This is a genomic window from Cellulomonas dongxiuzhuiae, from assembly GCF_018623035.1.
Lineage (GTDB): Bacteria > Actinomycetota > Actinomycetes > Actinomycetales > Cellulomonadaceae > Cellulomonas > Cellulomonas dongxiuzhuiae.
This window is the reverse complement of sequence record NZ_CP076023.1, coordinates 3,559,083-3,579,660: the sequence shown is the minus strand read 5'-3', so window position 1 is coordinate 3,579,660 and position 20,578 is coordinate 3,559,083. Positions and strand designations below refer to the sequence as shown.

Sequence of the window (20,578 nt, the reverse complement as noted above, 5' to 3'; positions counted from 1 at the left end):
GGCCCGCCGCGACGAGCGGTCCCAGAGGGTCAGCGGCCCTGTGGCCCTAGTGCCCGACGAGCACCGGAGCCTCCCCCTCGACCTCCGCAGGCTTGCGCACGAACAGCGTGAGCACGACCGCGACACTGGCGATGAACGCGCCGACGACGAACGCGCGGTGCACGCCCACGGCCATCGCCTGGGCGGGTGCGGCACCCGCGGAAGCTGCACCGGCGGCCCCGACCGACATGAGCGTGACGAACAGCGCGGTGCCGGCGGCGCCGGCGACCTGCTGCAGCGTGCTGGTGATGGCGCTGCCGTGGGAGTACAGGGAGCGGGGCAGCGACCCGAGCGCCGAGGTCAGCAGGGGTGTGAAGACGAAGCCGAGGCCCAGGTTGAGGGTCATGTGCACGGCCACGATCCACCAGATCTGCGTGTCGATGCCGAACGTCGTCATGCCCCACAGCGCGGCCGCGGCGACGACCATGCCGGGCAGGACCAGCGGCCGCGGCCCGTGACGGTCGAAGAGGGCGCCGACCACGGGCGCGATGACGCCCATGAGGACGCCGCCGGGCAGCATCATCAGGCCGACGGTCAGGGTGTCGAGCGCGAGCGCCTGCTGCAGGTACAGCGGCAGGAGGATGAGCGACCCGAACAGCGCCGACATCACGACGACGACGAGCACGACGGCGAGGCTGAAGGACCGCGAGGTGAACGTGCGCAGGTCGAGGAAGGCGGAGTCGGTCCGCTGCAGCACCAGCTGGCGCCACACGAACACGACGAGCGCGACGACGCCGACCACGACCGGGATGCCGGGCGCCACGGGCGCGTGCCCCGACGCCGACTCCCCGACGAGGCTGAGGCCGTAGATGAGTCCGCCGAACCCGGCCGCCGCGAGCAGCGCGGAGAGCGGGTCGAACGTCGCCGGCGACGTCTCGGTGACGTTGCGCACCCACACGGCGCCGAGCGCGATGGCGAGCAGCGCGATGGGCAGCACGAGCCAGAACATCCAGCGCCAGTCGAGCGCGGACAGGATCGCGCCAGCCACCGTCGGGCCGATCGCGGGAGCGACGGCGATGACGATGGAGATGACGCCCATCATGCGGCCGCGGTGGCTGGCCGGGACGACGTTGAGCACCGTGGTGAACAGCAGGGGCAGCATGATCGCCGTGCCCGACGCCTGGACGACGCGCCCGGCGAGCAGCACCTCGAAGCCGGGCGCGAGCGCCGCGACGAGGGTGCCGGTGGCGAACAGCGACATCGCCGTGAAGAACAGTCCCCGCAGCGGGAACCGGGCCAGCAGGTAGCCGGTGCACGGGATGACGATCGACATGGTCAGCAGGAAGCCGGTGGTCAGCCACTGCGCGGTCGCGGCGGTGACGTCGAGGTCGACCATGAGCCGGGGCAGGGCGACGCCCATGATCGTCTCGTTGAGGATGACGACGAACGCGGAGGCCACGAGCAGCGCGATCACGGGGCCGGTGCGGATCGCGGGGGCCCCGTCCGGGGTGGAGGGCGGGGTGGGCCGCAGGTCGTGCTCGAGCGTCATGAGGTCTCTCTGTCAGGGGAGGGGGTCGCGGGCGGCGTTCCTGAGGAACCGCGGACGTCCGGGCGACGAGTATATGGCAGTAACTGCCACCATCGTCGTGGGGTGGGAGGATGAACGGATGCTCGAGGTGGACGACCCGCAGCGCGGCCCGCACGGCGTCCCCGACGGCCCGGACGCCGACTGCGGCCTGCGCGAGCACCGCCGCCGTGAGACCCGTCGCGCGATCACCGACGCCGCACTCGACCTCTTCGAGCGCCAGGGCGTCCCGGCCACGAGCGTCGAGGCCATCGCCGACGCCGCGGGCATCGCCCCGCGCACCTTCTACCGCCACGCGGGGACGAAGGAGAACGCGCTGTTCGTCGACGACGACTCGATGGAACGGCTCGTCGCGAGCGTGCGCGGTGTCGACCAGCGGGGTCCCGCCGTGGTCCGCGCGATCGAGCAGGCGTTCCTCGCGCACTTCGACGCCTTCGACGCCGAACCGGCAGCGAGCCACGCGCGCGTCCTGCGGGTCCGCCGGCTCGTCCTCACCGACCCGGGCCTCCTCGCTCGTGCCCTCGCCCGCGACGCCGAGCAGGTGCAGGAGCTCACCACCATCGTGCTGCACGCCAGCGACCACCCCGACGTCGACGAGCTGCGCGCCCGCACCGTGGTCACCGCGATCGGCACCGCGGTGCGCCTGGCGTACGACGAGTGGGCACGCCGCGCCGAGCGCGGTGAGACCGTGCCGAGCCGGTCGCTCTACCTGCAGGTGCGCTCGGGGCTGGTCGACTACTTCACGGGCGCTGCCGGCGGGTAGGACGGTACCGACCCGGTCGGTCGAGGAGGTGCCAGGTCGGTCTCAGGCCGCCGGGGCGATGCTCACCAGGTGGGCGTCGGCCGTGTGGAGCGAGCGACGGAGCCTGGCGCCGCGACGGCCTCGACCGGGAGGACCGCCCGGCCGAGGACGGCCGGGGTGGACAGTCCGACGGGAGCACGACGGCGCCCGGCCCGCACGGTTGCGGACCGGGCTCCGGGGCCCGGCGGTCAGGGGACGATGTGCCCGGCAGCGCGGAACAGCTCGTACCACTCGGCCCGGGTCAGCGGCAGGTCCGACCCGAGGGCCGCCCCCGCGACCCGCTCGGGGGTCGTGGTGCCGAGCACGACCTGCATCTGCGCGGGGTGCCGCGTGATCCACGCCGTGGCGATCGCGATCGGCGGCACCTCGTACTGGGCGGCGAGCCGGTCGATGACGGCGTTGAGCTCGGGGTACTCCGGGGAGCCGAGGAACGTGCCCGTGAAGAACCCGGCCTGGAACGGCGACCACGCCTGCACGGTGATGTCGTTCAGGCGGCAGTAGTCGAGCAGCCCGCCGCCGTCCCGGGTGACGGACTGGTCCTCGGCCACCATGTTCCCGGCGACGCCCTGGGCGACGAGCGCCGCGTGCGTGATCGACAGCTGGAGCTGGTTGGCCACGAGCGGCTGGCGCACCGACCGCTTGAGCAGCTCGATCTGCCGCGGCGTGTGGTTGGAGACGCCGAACGCCCGCACCTTGCCGGCCGCCTCGAGCTCGTCGAACGCCCGCGCGACCTCGTCCGGCTCGACGAGCGCGTCCGGGCGGTGCAGCAGCAGGACGTCCACGTGGTCGGTCCGCAGGGCCTGCAGCGAGGCCTCGACCGACGCCATGATGTGCTCGTACGAGAAGTCGAAGTACGGCCCCTCGCGCACGATCCCGCACTTGGTCTGGATCGTGATCTCGTCGCGCTGCGAGGGCGTGAGCGCCATGGCGTCGGCGAACCGGCGCTCGCACTCGTGCATCTCGCGGCCGTAGACGTCGGCGTGGTCGACGAAGTCGATGCCCGCGTCCCGTGCGGTGCGCACGAGCTCACGGATCTCGTCGTCCGACTTCTCGGCGATCCGCATGAGCCCGAGCACGACGTTGGGAGCGACGACGTCGGTCCCCGGCAGGGTGAAGGTCTTCATGCTGCATCCTCCACCGCGACCGCCCTCCGCACGACACGAGGAAGCGCGGCGTTGCGGGTGGCACGAGGTCCTGCGGTGTCGTCGGGGTCCCCGCTCAGAACAGCGTCAGGTCGTCCTCGTCCTCGGCGTCCACGACGGCCGCCGTGACGGTGGCGGGCTCGCGGGCGGGGGCCGGCGCCCGTGTCACGGCCTCGCGGGGCGCGTCCGCGGCGGCGCCGGCCAGCACCCGGGCCGCCAGCCACTGCAGCGAGTGGAGCTCGACCTTGGCGAGCGCGTCGTGCAGGGCCTGCGGGTCGAGGGGCAGGAGGCCCGGCCCGGTCCCGGCGGCGAGGTCCGTCTCGAGGTCCAGGTCCGTGCGCATCGTCATGAGCTCGACGTTCTGCCAGAACGCCGCACGCCCGTCCGGGTCCGCGAGCTTCTTGACGCACGCCTTGCCGAGCACCTCGGCGACGCGGGCGCCGTCGTTGGTGTCGATGTCGGCGAAGGCGGCCTCGACGGAGCCGAACGCGTTGAGCAGCGCGACGCCGGTCTTCTCGCCGATGCCGCGGATGCCGGTGAGGTTGTCCGACGCGTCCCCCCGCATCGCCGCGTACTGGCGGTACTGCCACGGGTCGATGCCGAGCAGGATGCGCAGCCGCTCCGGGTTGAGGACGGGGGAGGCCTCGACGCCGCCGTTGATGATCCGCAGCACCGACGTCGTCTCCGTGACCAGCGCGAACGCGTCGCGGTCGGACGTGCAGACCACGGTGTGCCAGCCCGCGGCCGTCGCCGTGGAGGCGGCCGAGGCCAGGACGTCGTCGGCCTCCAGGCCGTCAGGGATCACGACGTGCAGGCCGGCGGACCAGAAGACGTCGACCGCGAGCGAGAGCTGCGTGACCAGGTCGGCGTGCTTCTCGGTGCGGTGCGCCTTGTAGTGCGGGTGGGCGACCTTGCGCTCGTTGCCCGCGGCGTCGTCGAACCCGATGACGACGGCGTCGGCGGCGACCCGGTCGACGGCACCGAGGATCTGCGACAGCGCGCCCTTGACGGCCCACGTGGCCTGCCCGTCGCGAGTGCGCAGCTGCGAGCCCGCCAGCGCGTGGAACGAGCGGTGGAGCAGGGAGTTGCCGTCGACGGCCAGGAGGGTCTTCGTCATGGGGGTCGGGCGGCCGGTGCCGTCCGGGTCCTTTCTCGGGTGCCTCCCCAGGCTAGGCCGTCGGCGGAGTGGTCCGCGTCCACGACCCGGGGCCACGGACGCATCTCGTCAGGTGGACGCCAGCAGCCTGCGGACGCCCAGCCGCGCCAGCAGCAGCACGAGGATCAGGGCCGTGACGAGGAAGAACCCGCCCAGGCTCACCGCGTCGCCGAAGACGACGTCGACGACCTCGAGCACCAGGAGCTTCGAGCCGGGCAGGATCACCGCCAGCGTCAGCACGCCGACGACCTTGCCGACGGGCGTCCGCGCGGCGGCGAACCTGCGCCGCGCCCAGCCCTTCACCGCGAGCACGGCCTCCAGCACGAGCTTGAGGACCACCGCGACCAGCAGCGACATCGAGAACGACTCCGTGATGACCTGCGGCGCGTACTGCTGGGCCAGGTTGAGCACGACGACGTAGACGAACACGTCGACGACGTCCTCGGGCGCGATGCGCAGGTGGCGGTCGCCGTCGACCCGCGGCGGCCCGGCGTGCGGTGGTGCGTCCCCGCTCATCGACCGACGGTAGCGCGAGCGCCCGCGCGTCGACGGCTGTACGGCGCGGCCGTCCCCACCCGTCGCCCGCGACCCCTGGACACCCGGGCGATGTGCCGGGACAGTCGTCGCGCCAACGGTCGAACCGGGCACACCTGGCACGACACGCGCCTGGGGCCCCGGTACCCGGCCCCCCGGGTTCGAGATCGAGGTGGAGGCGCTGCCGCGCCTTCGCCAACACCCTGAGCGAGGACGACTCGCGCGCGGCGTGGGAGCGGGTGCCCGACGCAGATGGGCGAGCGGACGTCCCCAGGGGCGTGACGGGGCGCCGCGGACGTGTACGCGTGCGCGAGGATGTGCCGGTGAGCCTCCGCCCCCGCCTCCGCTCCCGTCGCTCCGCATGAGGACCCCCACCTGGCTGCGGTGGCTCGACCCGCTCACCGCGATGATCCTCGGCGTCCTGGTGCTGGCGCTGCTCGTGCCCGTCCCCGACGGGGTCGCGGCGGGCCTGGACACCGTGCGCACGGGTGCGATCGTCCTGCTGTTCTTCCTCTACGGCGCCCGGATGCCGACGCATGAGGTCGTCGAAGGGCTGCGGCGGTTCCGGCTGCAGGGCTCGATGCTCGCGGCGACCTACCTGGTCTTCCCGCTGCTGGGGCTGGCGGTCCAGCTGCTGCCCGACGCGGTGCTCGCCCCCGAGCTGCGCCACGGCCTGCTCTACCTGTCGGTGCTGCCGTCGACCGTCCAGTCCTCCGTGGTGATGACGTCGATCGCGCGCGGCAACGTCGCCGGGGCGATCACGGGCGCGACGATCTCGAACGTGCTGGGCGTGCTGCTGACGCCGCTGCTCGTCGCGGTGCTGCTGGGTGCCACGGGCGCGGGGCTCGACGGCGGTGCGGTGGGCGGCATCCTGCTGCAGCTGCTGCTCCCGTTCGTGGTCGGCCAGTGCGTGCAGCCCTGGATCGGTGCGTGGCTGCGACGGCACGGCCGGCTCACCAAGGTCACCGACCGCGCGACGATCCTGCTGGTCGTGTTCACCGCGGTCAGCGAGGCGCAGTCCGAGGGCGCCTGGGACGACCTGACGGTGGGGACCCTCGTGGCGCTGCTGGTCGTGTGCGGCGTCGTGCTCGCCGCGATGCTCGGGCTGACGTGGTGGGGCGGCGGGCGGCTCGGGCTGGACCGCGGCGACCGCATCGCGCTGCTGATGTGCGGGTCGAAGAAGTCGGCGGCGACCGGGCTGCCGATGGCGGCGGTGCTGTTCGCCCCGGCCGTCGCGGCGAGCGTCGCGCTGCCGGTGATCGCGTTCCACCAGCTGCAGATCGTGGTGTGCGCGGTCCTGGCCCGGCGGCTGGCCGCGGCGGTGCCCGACACCCCCTGACGGTGCGGCCGGCGCACCACCGCTTCGAGCCCGACGGTGCGGTCGGCACGGCGGGGTGACGCCGTCCCTCAGTCGCGCTCGGTGGTCGCGGGTGCGGGTCGCAGGTGCGCGGTCCAGCGCTCCTCGACGCGCCCGAAGCGCCACACCGCGAGCGAGACGGCCCACGTCGCGACGAACAGCCCGACCACGAGGAAGCCCACGTAGCCGAGGTCGAGACCACCGACCCACGCGACGGGACCGGACTCCAGGCCCAGCTTCTCGGTGACGACGGACAGCACCTCGATGCCCCCGATGAGCAGCGCCACCGCGACCGACAGCCCCGTCACCGTGAGGTTGTAGTAGACCTTGCGCACGGGCTGCGAGAACGCCCACCCGTAGGCGAAGTTCATGAAGCAGCCGTCGATCGAGTCGAGTAGCGTCATCCCCGCGGCGAACAGCACGGGCAGCGTGAGGATCGCGTACCAGGGCAGCTCGAACGCCGCGGCGCCGCCGGCGAGCACGAGCAGCGAGACCTCGGTGGCGGTGTCGAACCCCAGGCCGAAGAGCAGGCCCACGGGGTACATGTGCCACGGCTTGCGGACGGCCTTCGTCGCGCCCGACAGGATGCGGTTCATCAGGCCGCGGTTGGCCAGGTGCTGCTCGAGCGTCGCCTCGTCGTACGCGCCGCCGCGCATGTCCCGGAAGACCCGCAGGATCTGGCGCAGCACCACGAGGTTGACCACGCCGATGACGAGCAGGAACACCGCGGACACCGAGATGCCGATCATGCCGGTGGTCTGCTGCAGCGTCGACGACTCGTCCTCGACCTGCCCCGCCAGCGCGCGCACGCCGAGCGCGAGCAGCACGCACAGCAGGAACACGATGCTCGAGTGCCCGAGCGAGAACCAGAAGCCGACGGACACGGGCCGCTGCCCGTCGGTCATGAGCTTGCGCGTGGTGTTGTCGATCGCGGCGATGTGGTCGGCGTCGAAGGCGTGCCGCATGCCCAGGGTGTACGCGGTCAGCCCCAGCCCGACGCCGAACACCGTGGTCGAGTCGACCTGGTACTGCGCGGGCGCGACGACCAGGACGAGCACGCCCCAGCCGACGACGGTGAGCGCGAGCACGACCGCCGCCATCACGGAGATCGACGCCCACTCGCCCCTGGTCAGGCGGCCCCGGCCGCGGACGGTCCCTGTGCGTGTGCCGGACGTCGCTGTCATGGCGCTCCCCCCGGACGCGTCGCACCCGAAGGCATCAGGTGCGTGCGCCGCTCGCCACGCTACTGCGACAGGGTCGTAACTGCACCAGAACGGGCGACACCCGGCAGACCCCCCGTCCTAGAGTGGAACCACCGTGCAGCGGACGGCCGTCCGTCAGTCGTCGTGAGGGGTGGGACTGATCGATGACGAGCGAGGTGGTCCGCCGGCCGGCGGCGGCGGTGGCGGTGGCCGCGGACCCGGCGACCACGATCGAGCGCGTCGGCGTGCTGCTGCGGGCGCGGGGTGAGCGCATGACCCGCGCGCGGCGGGCCGTGCTGACGGTCCTGGTGGGCGACGGCGCGCACCTCGGCGCGGAGGAGGTCGTCGGCCGGGTGGCGGCCCTGGACGCGGGGGTGCACCGCGCCACGGTCTACCGGACGCTCGACGCGCTCGCGGACCTCGGGGTCGTCCAGCACGTGCACGTGCGGCGCACCGGCACGGCGTACCACCTGGCGCACGGGGGGCGGGAGCACCTGCACGCCGAGTGCCGCCGGTGCGGCGTGGTCCAGGACCTGCCGCCCGACCTGCTCGACGGCGTCGCCAGCGCCGTGCTGGACCGCGACGGGTTCACCGTCGAGCCGACGCACGTCGCGCTGTCGGGGCTGTGCGCGGCGTGCGTGACGGTCGACCCGCCGGGCGGTCCCGCGCGCTGAGCGCCCGCCCGGTGGTCGCCGGGTGCCTCAGGCCGTCACCGTCTCCAGCGTGACGGGGACGTTGCCGCGGGTCGCGTTCGAGTAGGGGCACACCTGGTGCGCGGCCTCGACGAGACGCTCGGCCGTCGCCTGGTCGACGCCGCCGAGCTCGACGCGCAGCGTGATCTCGAGCCCGAAGCCGCCGCCGTCCGTGGGGCCGATGCCGACCTCGGCGGTGACCGCGGAGTCGGTGAAGGTCACCTTGTCGCGCCGGGCCACGGACTTCAGCGCGCTGTGGAAGCACGCCGCGTACCCGGCGGCGAACAGCTGCTCGGGGTTGGTGGCGCCGCCGGGGCCACCCATCTCGCGCGGGACGGCGAGGTCGACGTCGACGAGGCCGTCGGAGCTGCGCGTGTGGCCCTCGCGGCCCTCGCCCGTGGCGGTGGCGACGGCGGTGTACAGAGCGGGCATGGGATAGCCTCCAAGACAGAACGTTCGTTCTCTTTACTGCTCACCTCACCGCCGGGAGGCCGGGATGTCAACCGCTGACGCGCAGGGCGCCGGTGCGACGCAGCACGCCGTCGGGGCGCGCGGGCCGTCGGCCGCCCGTGCCCGGCTGCTGCGCACCGCGGCCGAGCTCTTCTACGCCGACGGCGTGCGGGCGGTCGGCGTGGACCGCGTCATCGCCGAGGCCGGCGTCACGCGCGCGACGTTCTACCGGCACTTCCCGGGCAAGGAGGCGCTGGTCGTCGCGTACCTCGACGCGACCGACCGTGCCGTGCGCGCGGCCGTCGGCGACGTCCCGCAGGACGCCGCCGCCGCGCGGGAGTGGCTCACCGGCATGACGCTGCGCGTCGCCGACGAGCTGTGCCGGCCCGGCTTCCGCGGCTGCCCGTTCATCAACGCCGCCGCCGAGTTCCCGGACCCGGCCAGCCCGGTGCGGCGCGTCGTGCGCGCGCACCGGGACTGGCTGCAGGACGCGGCCACGCGGGCCCTGCGGCTCGGCGGCCACCCCGACCCGCAGGAGGGCGGGCGTCGCTGGACGGCCCTGCGCGACGGCGCCATGGTCGCGGGCTACCTCGACGACGCCGACGCGGCCCGGGCGACGCTGCGCGACGCCGTCGAGGACCTCGTCCGCAGCCGCTGAGGATCGCGCATCATGGGTCCATGCCGCCCGACCCGCACCCGGTGACGTCGACGGCCGGGGCGCTGCGCGTCGTCCCGATGCGCCCCGCGCACGCGCCCGCGGTCCTGGACGTCCACGCCGCCGGCATCGCCACCGGCCTGGCGACGTTCGAGTCGCAGCCGCCGGCCTGGGACGAGTTCGACGCCGGGCACCTGCCCGAGCACCGCTTCGTCGCGCTGGACGGCGGCGACGTCGTCGGCTGGGTCGCCGTCTCGCCGGTGTCGCGACGCCGGGTGTACGCGGGCGTCGTGGAGCACTCCGTCTACGTCGCACCGGCCGCCCGCGGCCGCGGCGTCGGGCGCGTCCTGCTCGAGCGCCTGCTCGCGTCGGCGCGCGACGGCGGCCTCTGGACGGTGCAGGGCGGCGTCTTCCCGCAGAACGTCGCGAGCCTGGCGCTGCACGCCGCCGCGGGGTTCCGGGTCGTCGGCACGCGCGAACGGCTGGGGCTCATGACGCACGGCCCGCTCGCCGGCACGTGGCTCGACGTCGTCCTGCTCGAGAGGCGGCTCTGACGACGCAGGTCGGCGCGGGCCTCAGCGCGCGAGCAGGTCCGCCGTGGTGGTGCCCGGCACCGAGACCGTGACCTGGGTGTCCCACGGGTCGCGCAGCGTGATCGCGCGGCCGTCGTCGGCGAACGTCAGGCCGCGGGCGCGCAGGCGGGCCGCGAGCGCGTCGAGGTCCTCGCGTCCGGGGACCGTCACCGCGACGTCCCCGAGGCCGAGCGTCGAGGCGCGCGGGCCCGCGCCCCTGCTGTTCCACGTGTTCATCGCGACGTGGTGGTGGTAGCCGCCCGCCGACGCGAACAGCGCACCGGGGTAGCCGCGCACGGTGGCCTCGAAGCCCAGGGCGTCGAGGTAGAACGACTCCGCCGCCGCGATGTCCCCGACCTGCAGGTGCACGTGGCCGACCCGCCCGGCGAGCGCGGGCCCGGCGTCGACGGCCTCCTGCGACAGGTGCGTGCGCAGGTACGCGTTCGGGTCGAGGTACTCGGTGCCCATGACGAGGTTGCCGTCGCGGTGCAGCCACAGGTCCCGGTCCCGGTCGGTGTACAGCTCGATGCCGTTGCCCTCGGGGTCGGTGAAGTAGAAGGCCTCGGAGACGAGGTGGTCGCTCGACCCGACGAACCTGCTGCGCGGGTCCTGCGCGGCGCGGTAGACGGTGGCCGACAGGCTGGTGGCGTCGTCGAAGAGGAACGCGGTGTGGAACAGGCCGGCCTGGCGCGGGTCGACGGTGGGGAGGTCGGGGGTGTGGACGAGCCGCAGCAGGGGTGTGGTGCCACGCCCGAGCACGCGGTGCACCTGGCGCCCGCGGCTGCGCTCCTCCAGGGGCTCCATCGCGATGGCGTTCGCGTAGTACGTCGACATCCCCTCGAGGTCGCCCACGTGCAGCGTGACGGCGTCCATCGCCGTGGCGGGCGCGAGGACGGCCTCCTCGACGGGGGCGGCGGGCGTGGTCGGCGTGGGCATCGTCATCTCCGGACCTCTAGTTGTCGTGACAACCGAAGGTTACGGCGGATTACTTCAATCGTCAACCAAACCGGTGGTCCGTCGGTGCCTCGTCGTCGTCCGCCGGGACGTACCGGGGACCGGCCTCCGGCGGTCGCGGCTCGTCCTGGGGGTACGCCCGCACGGCCAGCAGCGCCACGTCGTCGTCGTTCGAGGGCGCGAGCTCGGCGACGACCGCGTCGCAGAACTCCTCCAGCGGCAGGTGGGCGTGGCGCTCGGCGCACGCGCGCAACCGCTCGAGGCTGACCTGGAGGCGCTCACCACGGCTCTCGACCAGGCCGTCGGTGTACAGCAGCAGCGTGGCACCGGGCAGCAGGAGCTCCGTGTGGTCGTGCCGCACGGTGTGCGCGCGCACGCCCAGCAGCAGGTCGGTCGGACGCCACAGCAGCTCCGCGCGCCCGTCCGGCTGCAGCAGCAGCGGCGGCAGGTGCCCGGCGTTGGACCAGCGCAGCAGCCGCGCACCCTGCGGCACCAGCTCGGCCGGCTGCTCGATCCGCGCGAGGATCGCGGTGCTGAACGCGCCGATGAGGAGGTCACGCGCGGCCCAGTCGTACGCCGACAGGATCGCCGCGGGCGGCTGCACGACCGCGTGCGCGCCACCCCGCAGGACGTTGCGGATCTGCGCCATCTTCACGGCCGCCTGCAGGTCGTGGCCCGTGACGTCACCGATGACCAGGCACGTGCAGCCGTCCCGCAGCAGGAACGCGTCGTACCAGTCACCACCGATCTGGGTACCCGTCGACGCCGGCACGTACCGGGCGACCAGGTGCAGGTGGTCCGGCTCGGGCAGCTCGGTGAGCAGGCTGCGCTGCAGCTCCTCGGTCAGGTCCCGGCGCGCCGAGTGCAGGTGGGCGTTGTCCAGCGCGAGGCCCATCTGGGCGGTCACCTCGCGCATCGCCTTCACGTCGGCGTCCGTGAACCCCCCGCGTCCCGCGCCGCGCGCCAGCGTCACGACGCCGCGCGTGCGGCCCCGCCCCCGCAGCGGCAGGACCATGAGCGTCTCGGGTGCGAGCCGGTCGAGCAGGTCGCGCACGGGACCGGGCTCCACGATGTCGTCGAGCGACGTCGCGCCGTACCGGACCACGGGACGCGACGTCGTGAGCACCTCCGCGACGAGCGACGTGCGGGTCAGCGCGGGCACCCGCAGCGACCGGTACTCGTCGAGGACCGGCTGCAGGTCCGGGTCGGCGTGCCGCGCGGACACGTCGCGCAGGCGCGTGCGCCACGGCCCGGGCCCGTCGTCGAGAAGGCTCGCGATGGCGAAGTCGGCGACGCCGGGCACGAGGTGCGGCAGCACGGCGTCGAGGGCCCGGACCGGGTCGACGGCATCGGCCAGCTCGGCCGCGACCGCGGCGAGGAGGTCGGAGCGGGCGCGTCCCTCCTCGGCGAGGGCCAGGGCCCGCCGGCGCGCGGTGACGTCCGTGAAGTAGACGGCCACGCCGCCCCGCTCGGGGATCGCGCGGACCTCGTACCAGGCGTCCAGCGGCGCAGGGTAGTAGGCGTCGAACACCTGCGGTGCGCCGGTGCGCGCGACCGCGCGGTAGTGCTCCTCGAACGCGGCGCCCACGGCGGCGGGGAACAGCTCCCAGATGACGCCGCCCAGCAGGTCGGCGCGCGTGCGGGCCAGGATGAGCTCCGCCTCCGCGTTGACGTAGCCGAAGCGCCAGTCCGCGTCGAGCCAGAAGTAGCCGGTCGACATGTCCTCGAGGATCTGCTGGACGTGCAGGTCCCGCTCGCGCAACGCAGTGGTGTCGGTCGTCACGCCGATGAGGTGCTCCGCGCGCCCCGACGGACCCGCCAGTGCGCGTCCCCGTGCCGCCAGCCAGCGCGTCGAGCCGTCTCGCTGCACGACGCGGAACTCGGCCTCGTACACACCGCACGTCGAGATCGCGGTCTCCAGCGCGGCCGCGACGAGGGCGGCGTCCCCCGGGTGCAGCCGGGCGTCGAACGCGTCGATCGTGCCGGGGAACGAGCCCTCGTCGTAGCCGAAGACCTCGAGGAGCGTCGCGTCCCAGTGCAGCGCGCCCGTGGTCAGGTCCCACTGGAACGTGCCCAGGCCGGCCGCCTGGGCGGCAGAGTCGAGCAGCGACAGGCGTGCGTCGTGCGCGTCGACGGGCCGCGGTTCGCTGGTCGCGTCGTCCGCCGATGCCGGCACGTGGTCTCCTCACCTCGGGGCTCTGTCCCCGGAGCGTGCCATGCGTGGCGGGGCACGGCGAGGCGAGGCGCGGGGCGGGGCGCGTGTCGCACGCCGGTCCTACGCTGAGGGCGCCCGCACCGTCACGGAGGACACATGAGCACCCCCATGCCCGGAGCCCGCGCCGACACCCACGACCTCATCCGCGTGCACGGCGCGCGGGAGAACAACCTGCAGGACGTCAGCGTCGACCTCCCCAAGCGGCGGCTCACCGTCTTCACGGGCGTCTCCGGGTCGGGCAAGAGCTCGCTGGTGTTCGGCACCGTCGCGGCGGAGTCGCAGCGGCTCATCAACGAGACCTACAGCGCCTTCGTGCAGGGCTTCATGCCGACCCTCGCGCGCCCCGACGTCGACGTCCTCGAGGGCCTGACCACCGCGATCATCGTCGACCAGGAGCGCATGGGCGCCAACTCGCGCTCGACGGTCGGCACCGTGACCGACGCCAACGCGATGCTGCGGATCCTGTTCAGCCGTCTCGGCGACCCGCACATCGGCTCCCCGCAGGCCTACTCGTTCAACGTGCCGACCGTCCGTGCCAGCGGCGCGATCTCCGTCGAGCAGGGTCACAAGCGCGCGCAGAAGGTCTCGTTCGAGCAGATCGGCGGCATGTGCGCCCGCTGCGAGGGCATGGGCAAGGTCAACGACTTCGACCTCACGGCGCTGTACGACGACGCGAAGTCGCTCGAGGAGGGCGCGCTGACCGTCCCCGGGTACACGATGGACGGCTGGTACGGCCGCATCTTCCGCTCGTCGGGGTTCTTCGACGCCGGCAAGCCGATCCGGGACTTCACCGACAAAGAGCTGCACGCACTCCTGTACAAGGAGCCGACCAGGATCAAGGTCGAGGGCATCAACGTCACCTACGAGGGCCTGATCCCCAAGATCCAGAAGTCGTTCCTCGCCAAGGACGTCGACGCGATGCAGCCGCACATCCGCGCGTTCGTCGAGCGCGCGATCACGTTCCAGACGTGCCCCGAGTGCGGCGGCACGCGCCTCAACGAGGGGGCCCGCGCGTCGCGCATCGGCGGGGTGAACATCGCCGACGTGTGCGCGATGCAGATCACCGACCTCGCCGCGTGGGTGCGGCAGCTCGACGAGCCGTCGGTCGCGCCGCTGCTCGGGGCGCTGCGCGAGAGCCTCGACTCGTTCGTCGAGATCGGGCTGGGGTACCTGTCGCTCGACCGCCCGTCCGGCACGCTGTCCGGCGGCGAGGCGCAGCGCACCAAGATGATCCGGCACCTCGGGTCCTCGCTCACCGACATCACCTACGTCTTCGACGAGCCGACCGTGGGCCTGCACCCGCACGACATCGCCCGCATGAACGACCTGCTGCTGCGGCTGCGGGACAAGGGCAACACGGTGCTCGTCGTCGAGCACAAGCCGGAGGCCATCGCGATCGCCGACCACGTCGTCGACCTCGGGCCCGGCGCGGGCACCGACGGCGGTCACGTGGTGTTCGAGGGGACGGTGGAGGGCCTGCGGCGCAGCGGCACCCTCACGGGGCGCCACCTCGACGACCGCGCGGCGCTCAAGCCCGCCGTCCGGCCGGCCACCGGGGTGCTCGAGATCCGTGGCGCGGCCACGCACAACCTGAGGGACGTCGACGTGGACGTGCCGCTCGGCGTGCTCGTCGTCGTCACCGGCGTGGCCGGGTCGGGCAAGAGCTCGCTGATCCACGGGTCCGTCGCGGGGCGCGACGGCGTGGTCGCGATCGACCAGGGCGCGATCCGCGGCTCGCGGCGTTCCAACCCCGCGACGTACACCGGGCTGCTCGAGCCGATCCGCAAGGCGTTCGCCAAGGCCAACGGCGTGAAGCCCGCGCTGTTCAGCGCCAACTCGGAGGGCGCGTGCCCCGTCTGCAACGGCGCGGGCGTCGTCTACACCGACCTCGGCATGATGGCCGGCGTCTCCAGCACGTGCGAGGTCTGCGAGGGCCGTCGCTTCCTGGCCGAGGTGCTGGAGTACCGGCTCGGCGGGCGGGACATCAGCGAGGTGCTCGCGATGCCCGCCACGGTGGCGGAGGAGTTCTTCTCCGCCGGTGAGTCGCGCATCCCCGCGGCGCACGCGATCCTGCAGCGCCTCGTCGACGTCGGGCTGGGGTACGTCACGCTCGGCCAGCCGCTCACGACGCTGTCCGGCGGTGAGCGCCAGCGCCTCAAGCTGGCGACGCACCTGGGCGACAAGGGCGGCGTCTACGTGCTGGACGAGCCGACCACCGGCCTGCACCTGGCCGACGTCGAGAACCTCCTCGGGCTGCTCGACCGGCTGGTCGACGCGGGCAAGTCCGTCATCGTGATCGAGCACCACCAGGCCGTCATGGCCCACGCGGACTGGATCATCGACCTGGGCCCCGGCGCGGGGCACGACGGTGGACGCGTGGTCTTCGAGGGCACGCCCACCGACCTGGTCGCGGACCGCTCGACGCTCACCGGGCAGCACCTGGCGCAGTACGTCGGCGCCTGACGCCGCCGGGCGCTCCGGCGGCGGAGGACGGGCCAGGACCCGATCAGGTCACTCGTCCAGGTGAGTCTGCCGCCGACGCGCCGTGCGAGGGGTGCGGTGCGTGGGCGATCTGTCTAGTTTGCGCAGATGGCGACCATCGTCGACCGCCGCGGACAGGGTCGTCCCCGGCGTGCGACCGCGCACCACGCGCGTGACCCCGAGTGGGTCCGCCCGCCGCAGCACACGCGCTCCGGCGGCCGCGCGTCCGTGGCACGGCACGGCACCGCGCGCCGCGGGCACGTCGTCCGCGACGTGGCGCTCGCCCTGCTGACGACGTCGGCGGCCGTCGGCGTCGTCGTCGGGCTGCTGCACACGGACCCGGCCGCGCAGGCGGCCGTGGTCGAGCTCCTGCACGGCGCCGAGGCGAGCGTGCGGGGGTGGCTCGCCGACCTGCCCCGCCCGGGCGCCTGACCCCGAGCCCGGTCACGACCGCAGCTCGAGCCCGATCTGCACGGCGTCGAGCTCCGTCAGCGCCCGCTGCAGCGCCGCCGACGGGTACGTGCCGAGATCGCGCAGGCGCAGCAGCTCCGCACGCTGCGCCTGCAGGACGAGCAGCTGCAGCCGCAGGTCGGTGGCGCGGTCGCGCGTGGCCGGCTCGGCGTCCTCGTCGGCCGCGGCGTCGGGCGCGACCACGCGCTCGCGCACCTGCTCCACGGCGGACGGCGGGTACGGGGTGCCGTCGGGCTGCCGCAGGCGCGGGTCGTCGAGGCGTTCGACGGCGGCCCGCCGCAGCTCGGCGCGCAGCGCGGCGAGCGCCTCGCGGTCGTCCTCCTCGCGACCGGTCAGCTCCAGCCGCCGCACGACCCACGGCAGCGTGGCGCCCTGGACGACGAGCGTGCCGGCCGCGACGACGAACGCCACCAGGACCAGCAGCGACCGCTGCGGGGTGTCCGACGGCAGCGACTGCGCCGCGGCCAGCGTCACGACACCACGCATGCCCGCCCAGACCAGCACGACCCCCTCACGCGGACCGAACCGCTCCGCCGCCAGGTAGTCGATGTCGGCGATGCGCCGGCGCACGAGCCTGCCGGCGTCGCTGCCCCGCGCGGCCGCGCGGCGCCGCCGCCTGCCCGGCGGCGGCGTCACCGTCTCGCCCGCGTCCAGGCGCGCCTGCGCGTGCGTCAGCCAGTCCCGGACCTGCGGGTTGCGGTCGGCCCGGCGCGCGAGCTCCCACACGGACCACGCGACGAACACGGAGCGCAGCGCGACGACGAGCGTCGCGGTGACCGCACCGAGCCCGAGGGCCGTCCACACGCTGCCGTGCGCGTGCTCGACGTCCTCCATGAGGGCGAACACCTCGAGACCCATGACGAGGAACACGGCGCCCTCGAGCAGCAGCTCGATCGTGCGCCACACGGCGTGCTCGGTGACGCGGTCGCGGGCCCGCAGCGCCCGCGGGGCGGCCGACCCGGTGACGAGCCCCGCCGTCACCGCCGCGACCAGGCCCGACGCGCCCAGGTGCTCCGCGGGCAGGAACGCGACGAACGGCACGACGAAGGACAGCGCGACGTTCGAGGTGGTCTGGCTCAGGTGGCCGCGGGCCCAGACGTGCAGGCGTCCCACGGCGTACCCGACGACGACCGCCACGACCACGGCGTACACGAAGTCACCGGCGACGCCCCACAGCGACACGGTGCCGGCCGTCGCGACGATCGCGGAGCGCAGCAGCACCAGCGCGGACGCGTCGTTGAGCAGCGACTCGCCCTCCAGGACGGTGACGATGCGCGGCGAGACGCCGGCCTTGCGGACGACGGACGTCGCGACCGCGTCGGTCGGGCTGACGACGGCGCCGACGGCGATGCCGGTCGCCAGTCCGATCCCCGGCACCAGCCGCTCCAGGACGAACCCGACGACGACCGCCGACACCCCCACCAGCACGACGGAGAACGCGGAGATCGTCCGGAAGTCCCGCCGGAAGTCCATGGTCGGCATGTTGGTGGCCGACGAGTACAGCAGGGGCGGCAGCACGACCGCGAGGATCAGCTCGGGCTCGACCTCGATCGGCGGCACGAACGGCAGCAGGCTCACGCTCATCCCGATGAGCACGAGCAGCAGTGGTGCGGCGACCCCGACCCGCGGTGCGAACGACGTCACGGCGACGATCACCAGCACCACCAGGACGGCGAACACCACCGGGTCCATGCATCACCTCGCAGCAGGGGCCCAGGTCAGGGTGAGTCGGTCGGGGCGGAGGCGTCGATCGCGTCCGCCTGCCGGGCGGGCCCGACGAACAGCCGGTTGACCACGTACAGCACGACGCCGATGCCGAGCAGCAGACCGGCACGCGCGTACACGTCGCCCGACCGTCCTGTGAGCGGCGACGCCAGGACCAGCGACACGACCGCACCCGCGACGGGGGCCCACGTGGGTGCCCGGAAGCCGCGCGGGCCGTCGCCCTCGATCCGGGCGTCGCGGTCCTCCGGGCGTCGCCGCAGCACGAGCACCGAGACGTTGACCACGGCGAAGACGAGGAGCAGGAGCAGCACGGTGGTGTCCGCGAGCCCCGACAGGTCACCGGTGCTGACCAGGGTGAGCGCGATGACGGTCGTGAAGGCGATGGCGACCCAGGGCGTCCGGCGGCGGCGGTCCACGCGGCCCAGCCAGGACGGCACGATGCCCTCGCGCGACATGCCGTAGACCACGCGGGACGCCATGATCATGTTGATGAGGGCGGTGTTCGACACCGCGACGAGGGCGATGAGCGCGAACAGCCACGGCGGGAACACCAGGCCCGCGACCCGGACCACCTCCAGCAGCGGCCCGGTGGACTCGGCGAGCGTCGCGGTGTCGACCAGCATCGACGTCGTGAACGCGACCGCGAGGTAGATCAGGCCGGCGACCGCGATGCCGCCGAACAGCGCGCGCGGGAAGTCGTTGCGGGGGTGCCGGCACTCCTCGGCCAGGTTGACGGAGTCCTCGAACCCGAGCAGCGCGTAGAACGCGAGGGCGGTGCCGCCGAGCACGGCCATCCACACCGGTCCGTCGCTGCTGAGCGTCATGGCCCGGCCCGGGTCTCCCTCGCCGGCCAGGAACGCGCGCGCCCCGATGACGAGGATCACGACGAGTCCCGTGACCTCGATGGCGGTGAGGACGAGGTTCACGCGCACGGACTCCGAGACGCCGACGGCGTTGACCACCGCGACGACCAGGACGAATGCCCAGGCGGCGACGAGCGTGGGGACGGTGACGAGCTCGGCCAGGTAGTCCCCGCCGAACGCCCGCGCCGCCGCGCTCGCGCTCGTGATGCCGCTCATGAGCACGGCGAACGCCACGAGGAACGTCACGAACGGCCGCCCGAACGCCCGCTGCGCGTACACCGCGGCACCCGCGGCCCGGGGGTAGCGGCCGACGAGCTCGGCGTACGCGGTGGCCGTCAGCGCCGCGAGCCCGAACGCGAGCAGGAAGGGGATCCAGATCGCTCCGCCGACCTGCCCCGCGACCTTGCCGGTGAGCGCGTAGATGCCGGCGCCGAGGATGTCGCCGATGACGAAGACCAGCAGCATCCGGCGGCCGACCGAGCGCTTGAGGGCCGGCGTGCTGGCGGGCGAGGTGGCGACCATGGCAGCCTCCGGGACAGCCGGCCGGGCGGCCGGTCTGCCCGCCAGTCTCGCGCCGCCGCGCCGCTGCCGCGCGTCGAGGCCGTCGGCGCGGTGACCGCGCGGTTCACCGCGCGGGCGGGCCGTCGCGGCCCTACGCTCGGTGGCTCCGGCGACGTGGCCCGGTGGGGTCGCTCGTCCGAGGACCCCACCGGCCGGTCGCCGCCCTCGTACGACCACACGCACCCCCCGGCCCGTGCGGCCGGGGCGAAGGAGGACACCCATGAAGGGCAAGCTCGCGTTCGTCGTCGGCACCGGGGTCGGCTACCTGCTGGGCACCCGTGCCGGCCGTCAGCAGTTCGAGAAGATCAAGACCTGGGCGTCGGACACCTGGCAGGACCCGCGCCTGCAGGGCTACGTGCACAACGCGGAGCAGGCCGCGACCGAGTTCGCGAAGACGCAGGGCGGCGCCCTGAAGGAGAAGGCGGTCTCGACCGCGAAGAGCAAGTTCGGCTCGTCCGGCTCGTCGGACGACGACGCGTCGTCCGAGACGTCGACGTGGGAGCCCGCGGACGGCCCGCTCGTCGACGCCGACGACGCGAACCCCGACGCCCCGCGCGTCTGACCACCCGACCGGAACCCCCGTTCCCGGCAGGGTGACCTGCGGGGAACGGGGCTCCGGTGGGCGGTGCGGTGGCCCCACGGATGGCAGGGTGGGCGCGTGGACGTCGAGCACCTGGTGGTCATGGGAGTGTCCGGTACCGGCAAGTCGACCGTCGGACAGGCGGTCGCCGAGCGGCTCGGGCGGCCGTTCCTCGAGGGTGACGCGCTGCACCCCGAGGTGAACGTCGCCAAGATGAGCGCCGGGACGCCGCTCGACGACGACGACCGGCGTCCCTGGCTGCGGGCGGTTCGCGACACGATGAGCGTGCACGCCGGCGAGGGCAGGTCGACCGTGGTCGCGTGCTCGGCGCTGCGCCGGCAGTACCGCGACGTCCTGCGCGAGGCGCAGGGGCGCGTGCGCTTCCTGCTCCTCGACGTCCCACCCGAGGACCTGCGCGAGCGCGTCGTGCACCGCAGCGGGCACTGGATGCCCCCGAGCCTGCTGGAGTCCCAGCTCGCGACGCTCGAGCCGCTGGGCGCGGACGAGGACGGCGTCACGGTCCCGGTGACGGGCGGCCCGGACGTCGTCGTCAAGGACGCGCTGACGGCCCTGGCCTGACGGCCCGGTCCGTTGCCCCGAGC

At 73.8% G+C, this 20,578-nt stretch carries 19 protein-coding genes; 9 read left to right on the top strand and 10 right to left on the bottom strand.

The annotated features are described in order from the left end of the window. Nucleotides 1-46: 46 nt before the first annotated feature. Complete coding sequence (locus KKR89_RS16170) at nucleotides 47-1,528, bottom strand: MDR family MFS transporter (protein ID WP_208196340.1); 1,482 nt, start codon at nucleotides 1,526-1,528, stop codon at nucleotides 47-49. A gap of 118 nt (nucleotides 1,529-1,646) precedes the next feature. Between KKR89_RS16170 and KKR89_RS16165 the strand changes: the two genes are divergently transcribed. Next, nucleotides 1,647-2,327: a TetR/AcrR family transcriptional regulator gene (locus KKR89_RS16165; protein ID WP_208196339.1), complete on the top strand. Its 681-nt coding sequence runs from the start codon at nucleotides 1,647-1,649 to the stop codon at nucleotides 2,325-2,327. A 227-nt stretch (nucleotides 2,328-2,554) separates the two neighbouring features. Here KKR89_RS16165 and KKR89_RS16160 read toward each other — a convergent pair whose 3' ends face one another. The 3 genes from KKR89_RS16160 to KKR89_RS16150 form a co-directional block, all read right to left on the bottom strand. Further along, the gene (locus KKR89_RS16160; RefSeq protein ID WP_208196338.1) at nucleotides 2,555-3,490 is read right to left on the bottom strand and encodes an aldo/keto reductase; all 936 of its coding nucleotides are present in this window, start codon (nucleotides 3,488-3,490) and stop codon (nucleotides 2,555-2,557) included. A gap of 94 nt (nucleotides 3,491-3,584) precedes the next feature. Continuing rightward, nucleotides 3,585-4,625: a 5'-3' exonuclease gene (locus KKR89_RS16155; protein WP_208196337.1), complete on the bottom strand. Its 1,041-nt coding sequence runs from the start codon at nucleotides 4,623-4,625 to the stop codon at nucleotides 3,585-3,587. Nucleotides 4,626-4,733: 108 nt separating this feature from the next. Next, the gene (locus tag KKR89_RS16150) at nucleotides 4,734-5,180 is read right to left on the bottom strand and encodes a hypothetical protein (protein WP_243882652.1); all 447 of its coding nucleotides are present in this window, start codon (nucleotides 5,178-5,180) and stop codon (nucleotides 4,734-4,736) included. A gap of 379 nt (nucleotides 5,181-5,559) precedes the next feature. On the opposite strand from KKR89_RS16150, the gene KKR89_RS16145 reads away from it, so the two are divergent. Further along, nucleotides 5,560-6,537 carry a bile acid:sodium symporter family protein gene (locus KKR89_RS16145; protein ID WP_208196336.1) on the top strand — a complete coding sequence of 326 codons (978 nt, stop codon included), beginning with the start codon at nucleotides 5,560-5,562 and terminating at the stop codon, nucleotides 6,535-6,537. A gap of 68 nt (nucleotides 6,538-6,605) precedes the next feature. Here the strand turns inward: KKR89_RS16145 and KKR89_RS16140 are convergent, their stop codons facing one another. Then, complete coding sequence (locus tag KKR89_RS16140) at nucleotides 6,606-7,739, bottom strand: Nickel transporter NicT (RefSeq protein ID WP_243882651.1); 1,134 nt, start codon at nucleotides 7,737-7,739, stop codon at nucleotides 6,606-6,608. 182 nt (nucleotides 7,740-7,921) lie between these two features. Between KKR89_RS16140 and KKR89_RS16135 the strand changes: the two genes are divergently transcribed. Continuing rightward, the gene (locus KKR89_RS16135; protein WP_208196335.1) at nucleotides 7,922-8,431 is read left to right on the top strand and encodes a Fur family transcriptional regulator; all 510 of its coding nucleotides are present in this window, start codon (nucleotides 7,922-7,924) and stop codon (nucleotides 8,429-8,431) included. 27 nt (nucleotides 8,432-8,458) lie between these two features. On the opposite strand, the gene KKR89_RS16130 is transcribed toward KKR89_RS16135, so the two are convergent. Next, the gene (locus KKR89_RS16130; protein ID WP_208196334.1) at nucleotides 8,459-8,881 is read right to left on the bottom strand and encodes an organic hydroperoxide resistance protein; all 423 of its coding nucleotides are present in this window, start codon (nucleotides 8,879-8,881) and stop codon (nucleotides 8,459-8,461) included. Nucleotides 8,882-8,945: 64 nt separating this feature from the next. Here KKR89_RS16130 and KKR89_RS16125 point away from each other — a divergent pair, with 64 nt between their 5' ends. Both KKR89_RS16125 and KKR89_RS16120 read left to right on the top strand, forming a co-directional pair. Next, on the top strand, nucleotides 8,946-9,557 hold the full coding sequence (locus KKR89_RS16125; protein WP_208196333.1) for a TetR/AcrR family transcriptional regulator: 612 nt from the start codon (nucleotides 8,946-8,948) through the stop codon (nucleotides 9,555-9,557). A 20-nt stretch (nucleotides 9,558-9,577) separates the two neighbouring features. Then, on the top strand, nucleotides 9,578-10,108 hold the full coding sequence (locus KKR89_RS16120; RefSeq protein ID WP_208196332.1) for a GNAT family N-acetyltransferase: 531 nt from the start codon (nucleotides 9,578-9,580) through the stop codon (nucleotides 10,106-10,108). A 21-nt stretch (nucleotides 10,109-10,129) separates the two neighbouring features. Here the strand turns inward: KKR89_RS16120 and KKR89_RS16115 are convergent, their stop codons facing one another. Both KKR89_RS16115 and KKR89_RS16110 read right to left on the bottom strand, forming a co-directional pair. Next, nucleotides 10,130-11,062, bottom strand: a complete 933-nt coding sequence (locus KKR89_RS16115) for a VOC family protein (RefSeq protein ID WP_208196415.1) — start codon at nucleotides 11,060-11,062, stop codon at nucleotides 10,130-10,132. A gap of 61 nt (nucleotides 11,063-11,123) precedes the next feature. Further along, nucleotides 11,124-13,256 carry a SpoIIE family protein phosphatase gene (locus KKR89_RS16110; RefSeq protein ID WP_208196331.1) on the bottom strand — a complete coding sequence of 711 codons (2,133 nt, stop codon included), beginning with the start codon at nucleotides 13,254-13,256 and terminating at the stop codon, nucleotides 11,124-11,126. Nucleotides 13,257-13,391: 135 nt separating this feature from the next. On the opposite strand from KKR89_RS16110, the gene KKR89_RS16105 reads away from it, so the two are divergent. Both KKR89_RS16105 and KKR89_RS16100 read left to right on the top strand, forming a co-directional pair. Then, the gene (locus tag KKR89_RS16105) at nucleotides 13,392-15,758 is read left to right on the top strand and encodes an ATP-binding cassette domain-containing protein (RefSeq protein ID WP_208196330.1); all 2,367 of its coding nucleotides are present in this window, start codon (nucleotides 13,392-13,394) and stop codon (nucleotides 15,756-15,758) included. A gap of 126 nt (nucleotides 15,759-15,884) precedes the next feature. Next, nucleotides 15,885-16,208 carry a hypothetical protein gene (locus tag KKR89_RS16100; RefSeq protein WP_208196329.1) on the top strand — a complete coding sequence of 108 codons (324 nt, stop codon included), beginning with the start codon at nucleotides 15,885-15,887 and terminating at the stop codon, nucleotides 16,206-16,208. A gap of 12 nt (nucleotides 16,209-16,220) precedes the next feature. Here KKR89_RS16100 and KKR89_RS16095 read toward each other — a convergent pair whose 3' ends face one another. Both KKR89_RS16095 and KKR89_RS16090 read right to left on the bottom strand, forming a co-directional pair. Continuing rightward, the gene (locus KKR89_RS16095) at nucleotides 16,221-17,939 is read right to left on the bottom strand and encodes a cation:proton antiporter (protein WP_208196328.1); all 1,719 of its coding nucleotides are present in this window, start codon (nucleotides 17,937-17,939) and stop codon (nucleotides 16,221-16,223) included. 26 nt (nucleotides 17,940-17,965) lie between these two features. Continuing rightward, the gene (locus tag KKR89_RS16090; protein WP_208196327.1) at nucleotides 17,966-19,357 is read right to left on the bottom strand and encodes an APC family permease; all 1,392 of its coding nucleotides are present in this window, start codon (nucleotides 19,355-19,357) and stop codon (nucleotides 17,966-17,968) included. A 259-nt stretch (nucleotides 19,358-19,616) separates the two neighbouring features. On the opposite strand from KKR89_RS16090, the gene KKR89_RS16085 reads away from it, so the two are divergent. Both KKR89_RS16085 and KKR89_RS16080 read left to right on the top strand, forming a co-directional pair. Next, entirely contained in the window at nucleotides 19,617-19,958 is a 342-nt protein-coding gene (locus tag KKR89_RS16085) for a YtxH domain-containing protein (RefSeq protein ID WP_208196326.1), read from the top strand. 96 nt (nucleotides 19,959-20,054) lie between these two features. Further along, the gene (locus tag KKR89_RS16080; RefSeq protein WP_251140927.1) at nucleotides 20,055-20,555 is read left to right on the top strand and encodes a gluconokinase; all 501 of its coding nucleotides are present in this window, start codon (nucleotides 20,055-20,057) and stop codon (nucleotides 20,553-20,555) included. The last annotated feature ends 23 nt before the right edge of the window (nucleotides 20,556-20,578 follow it).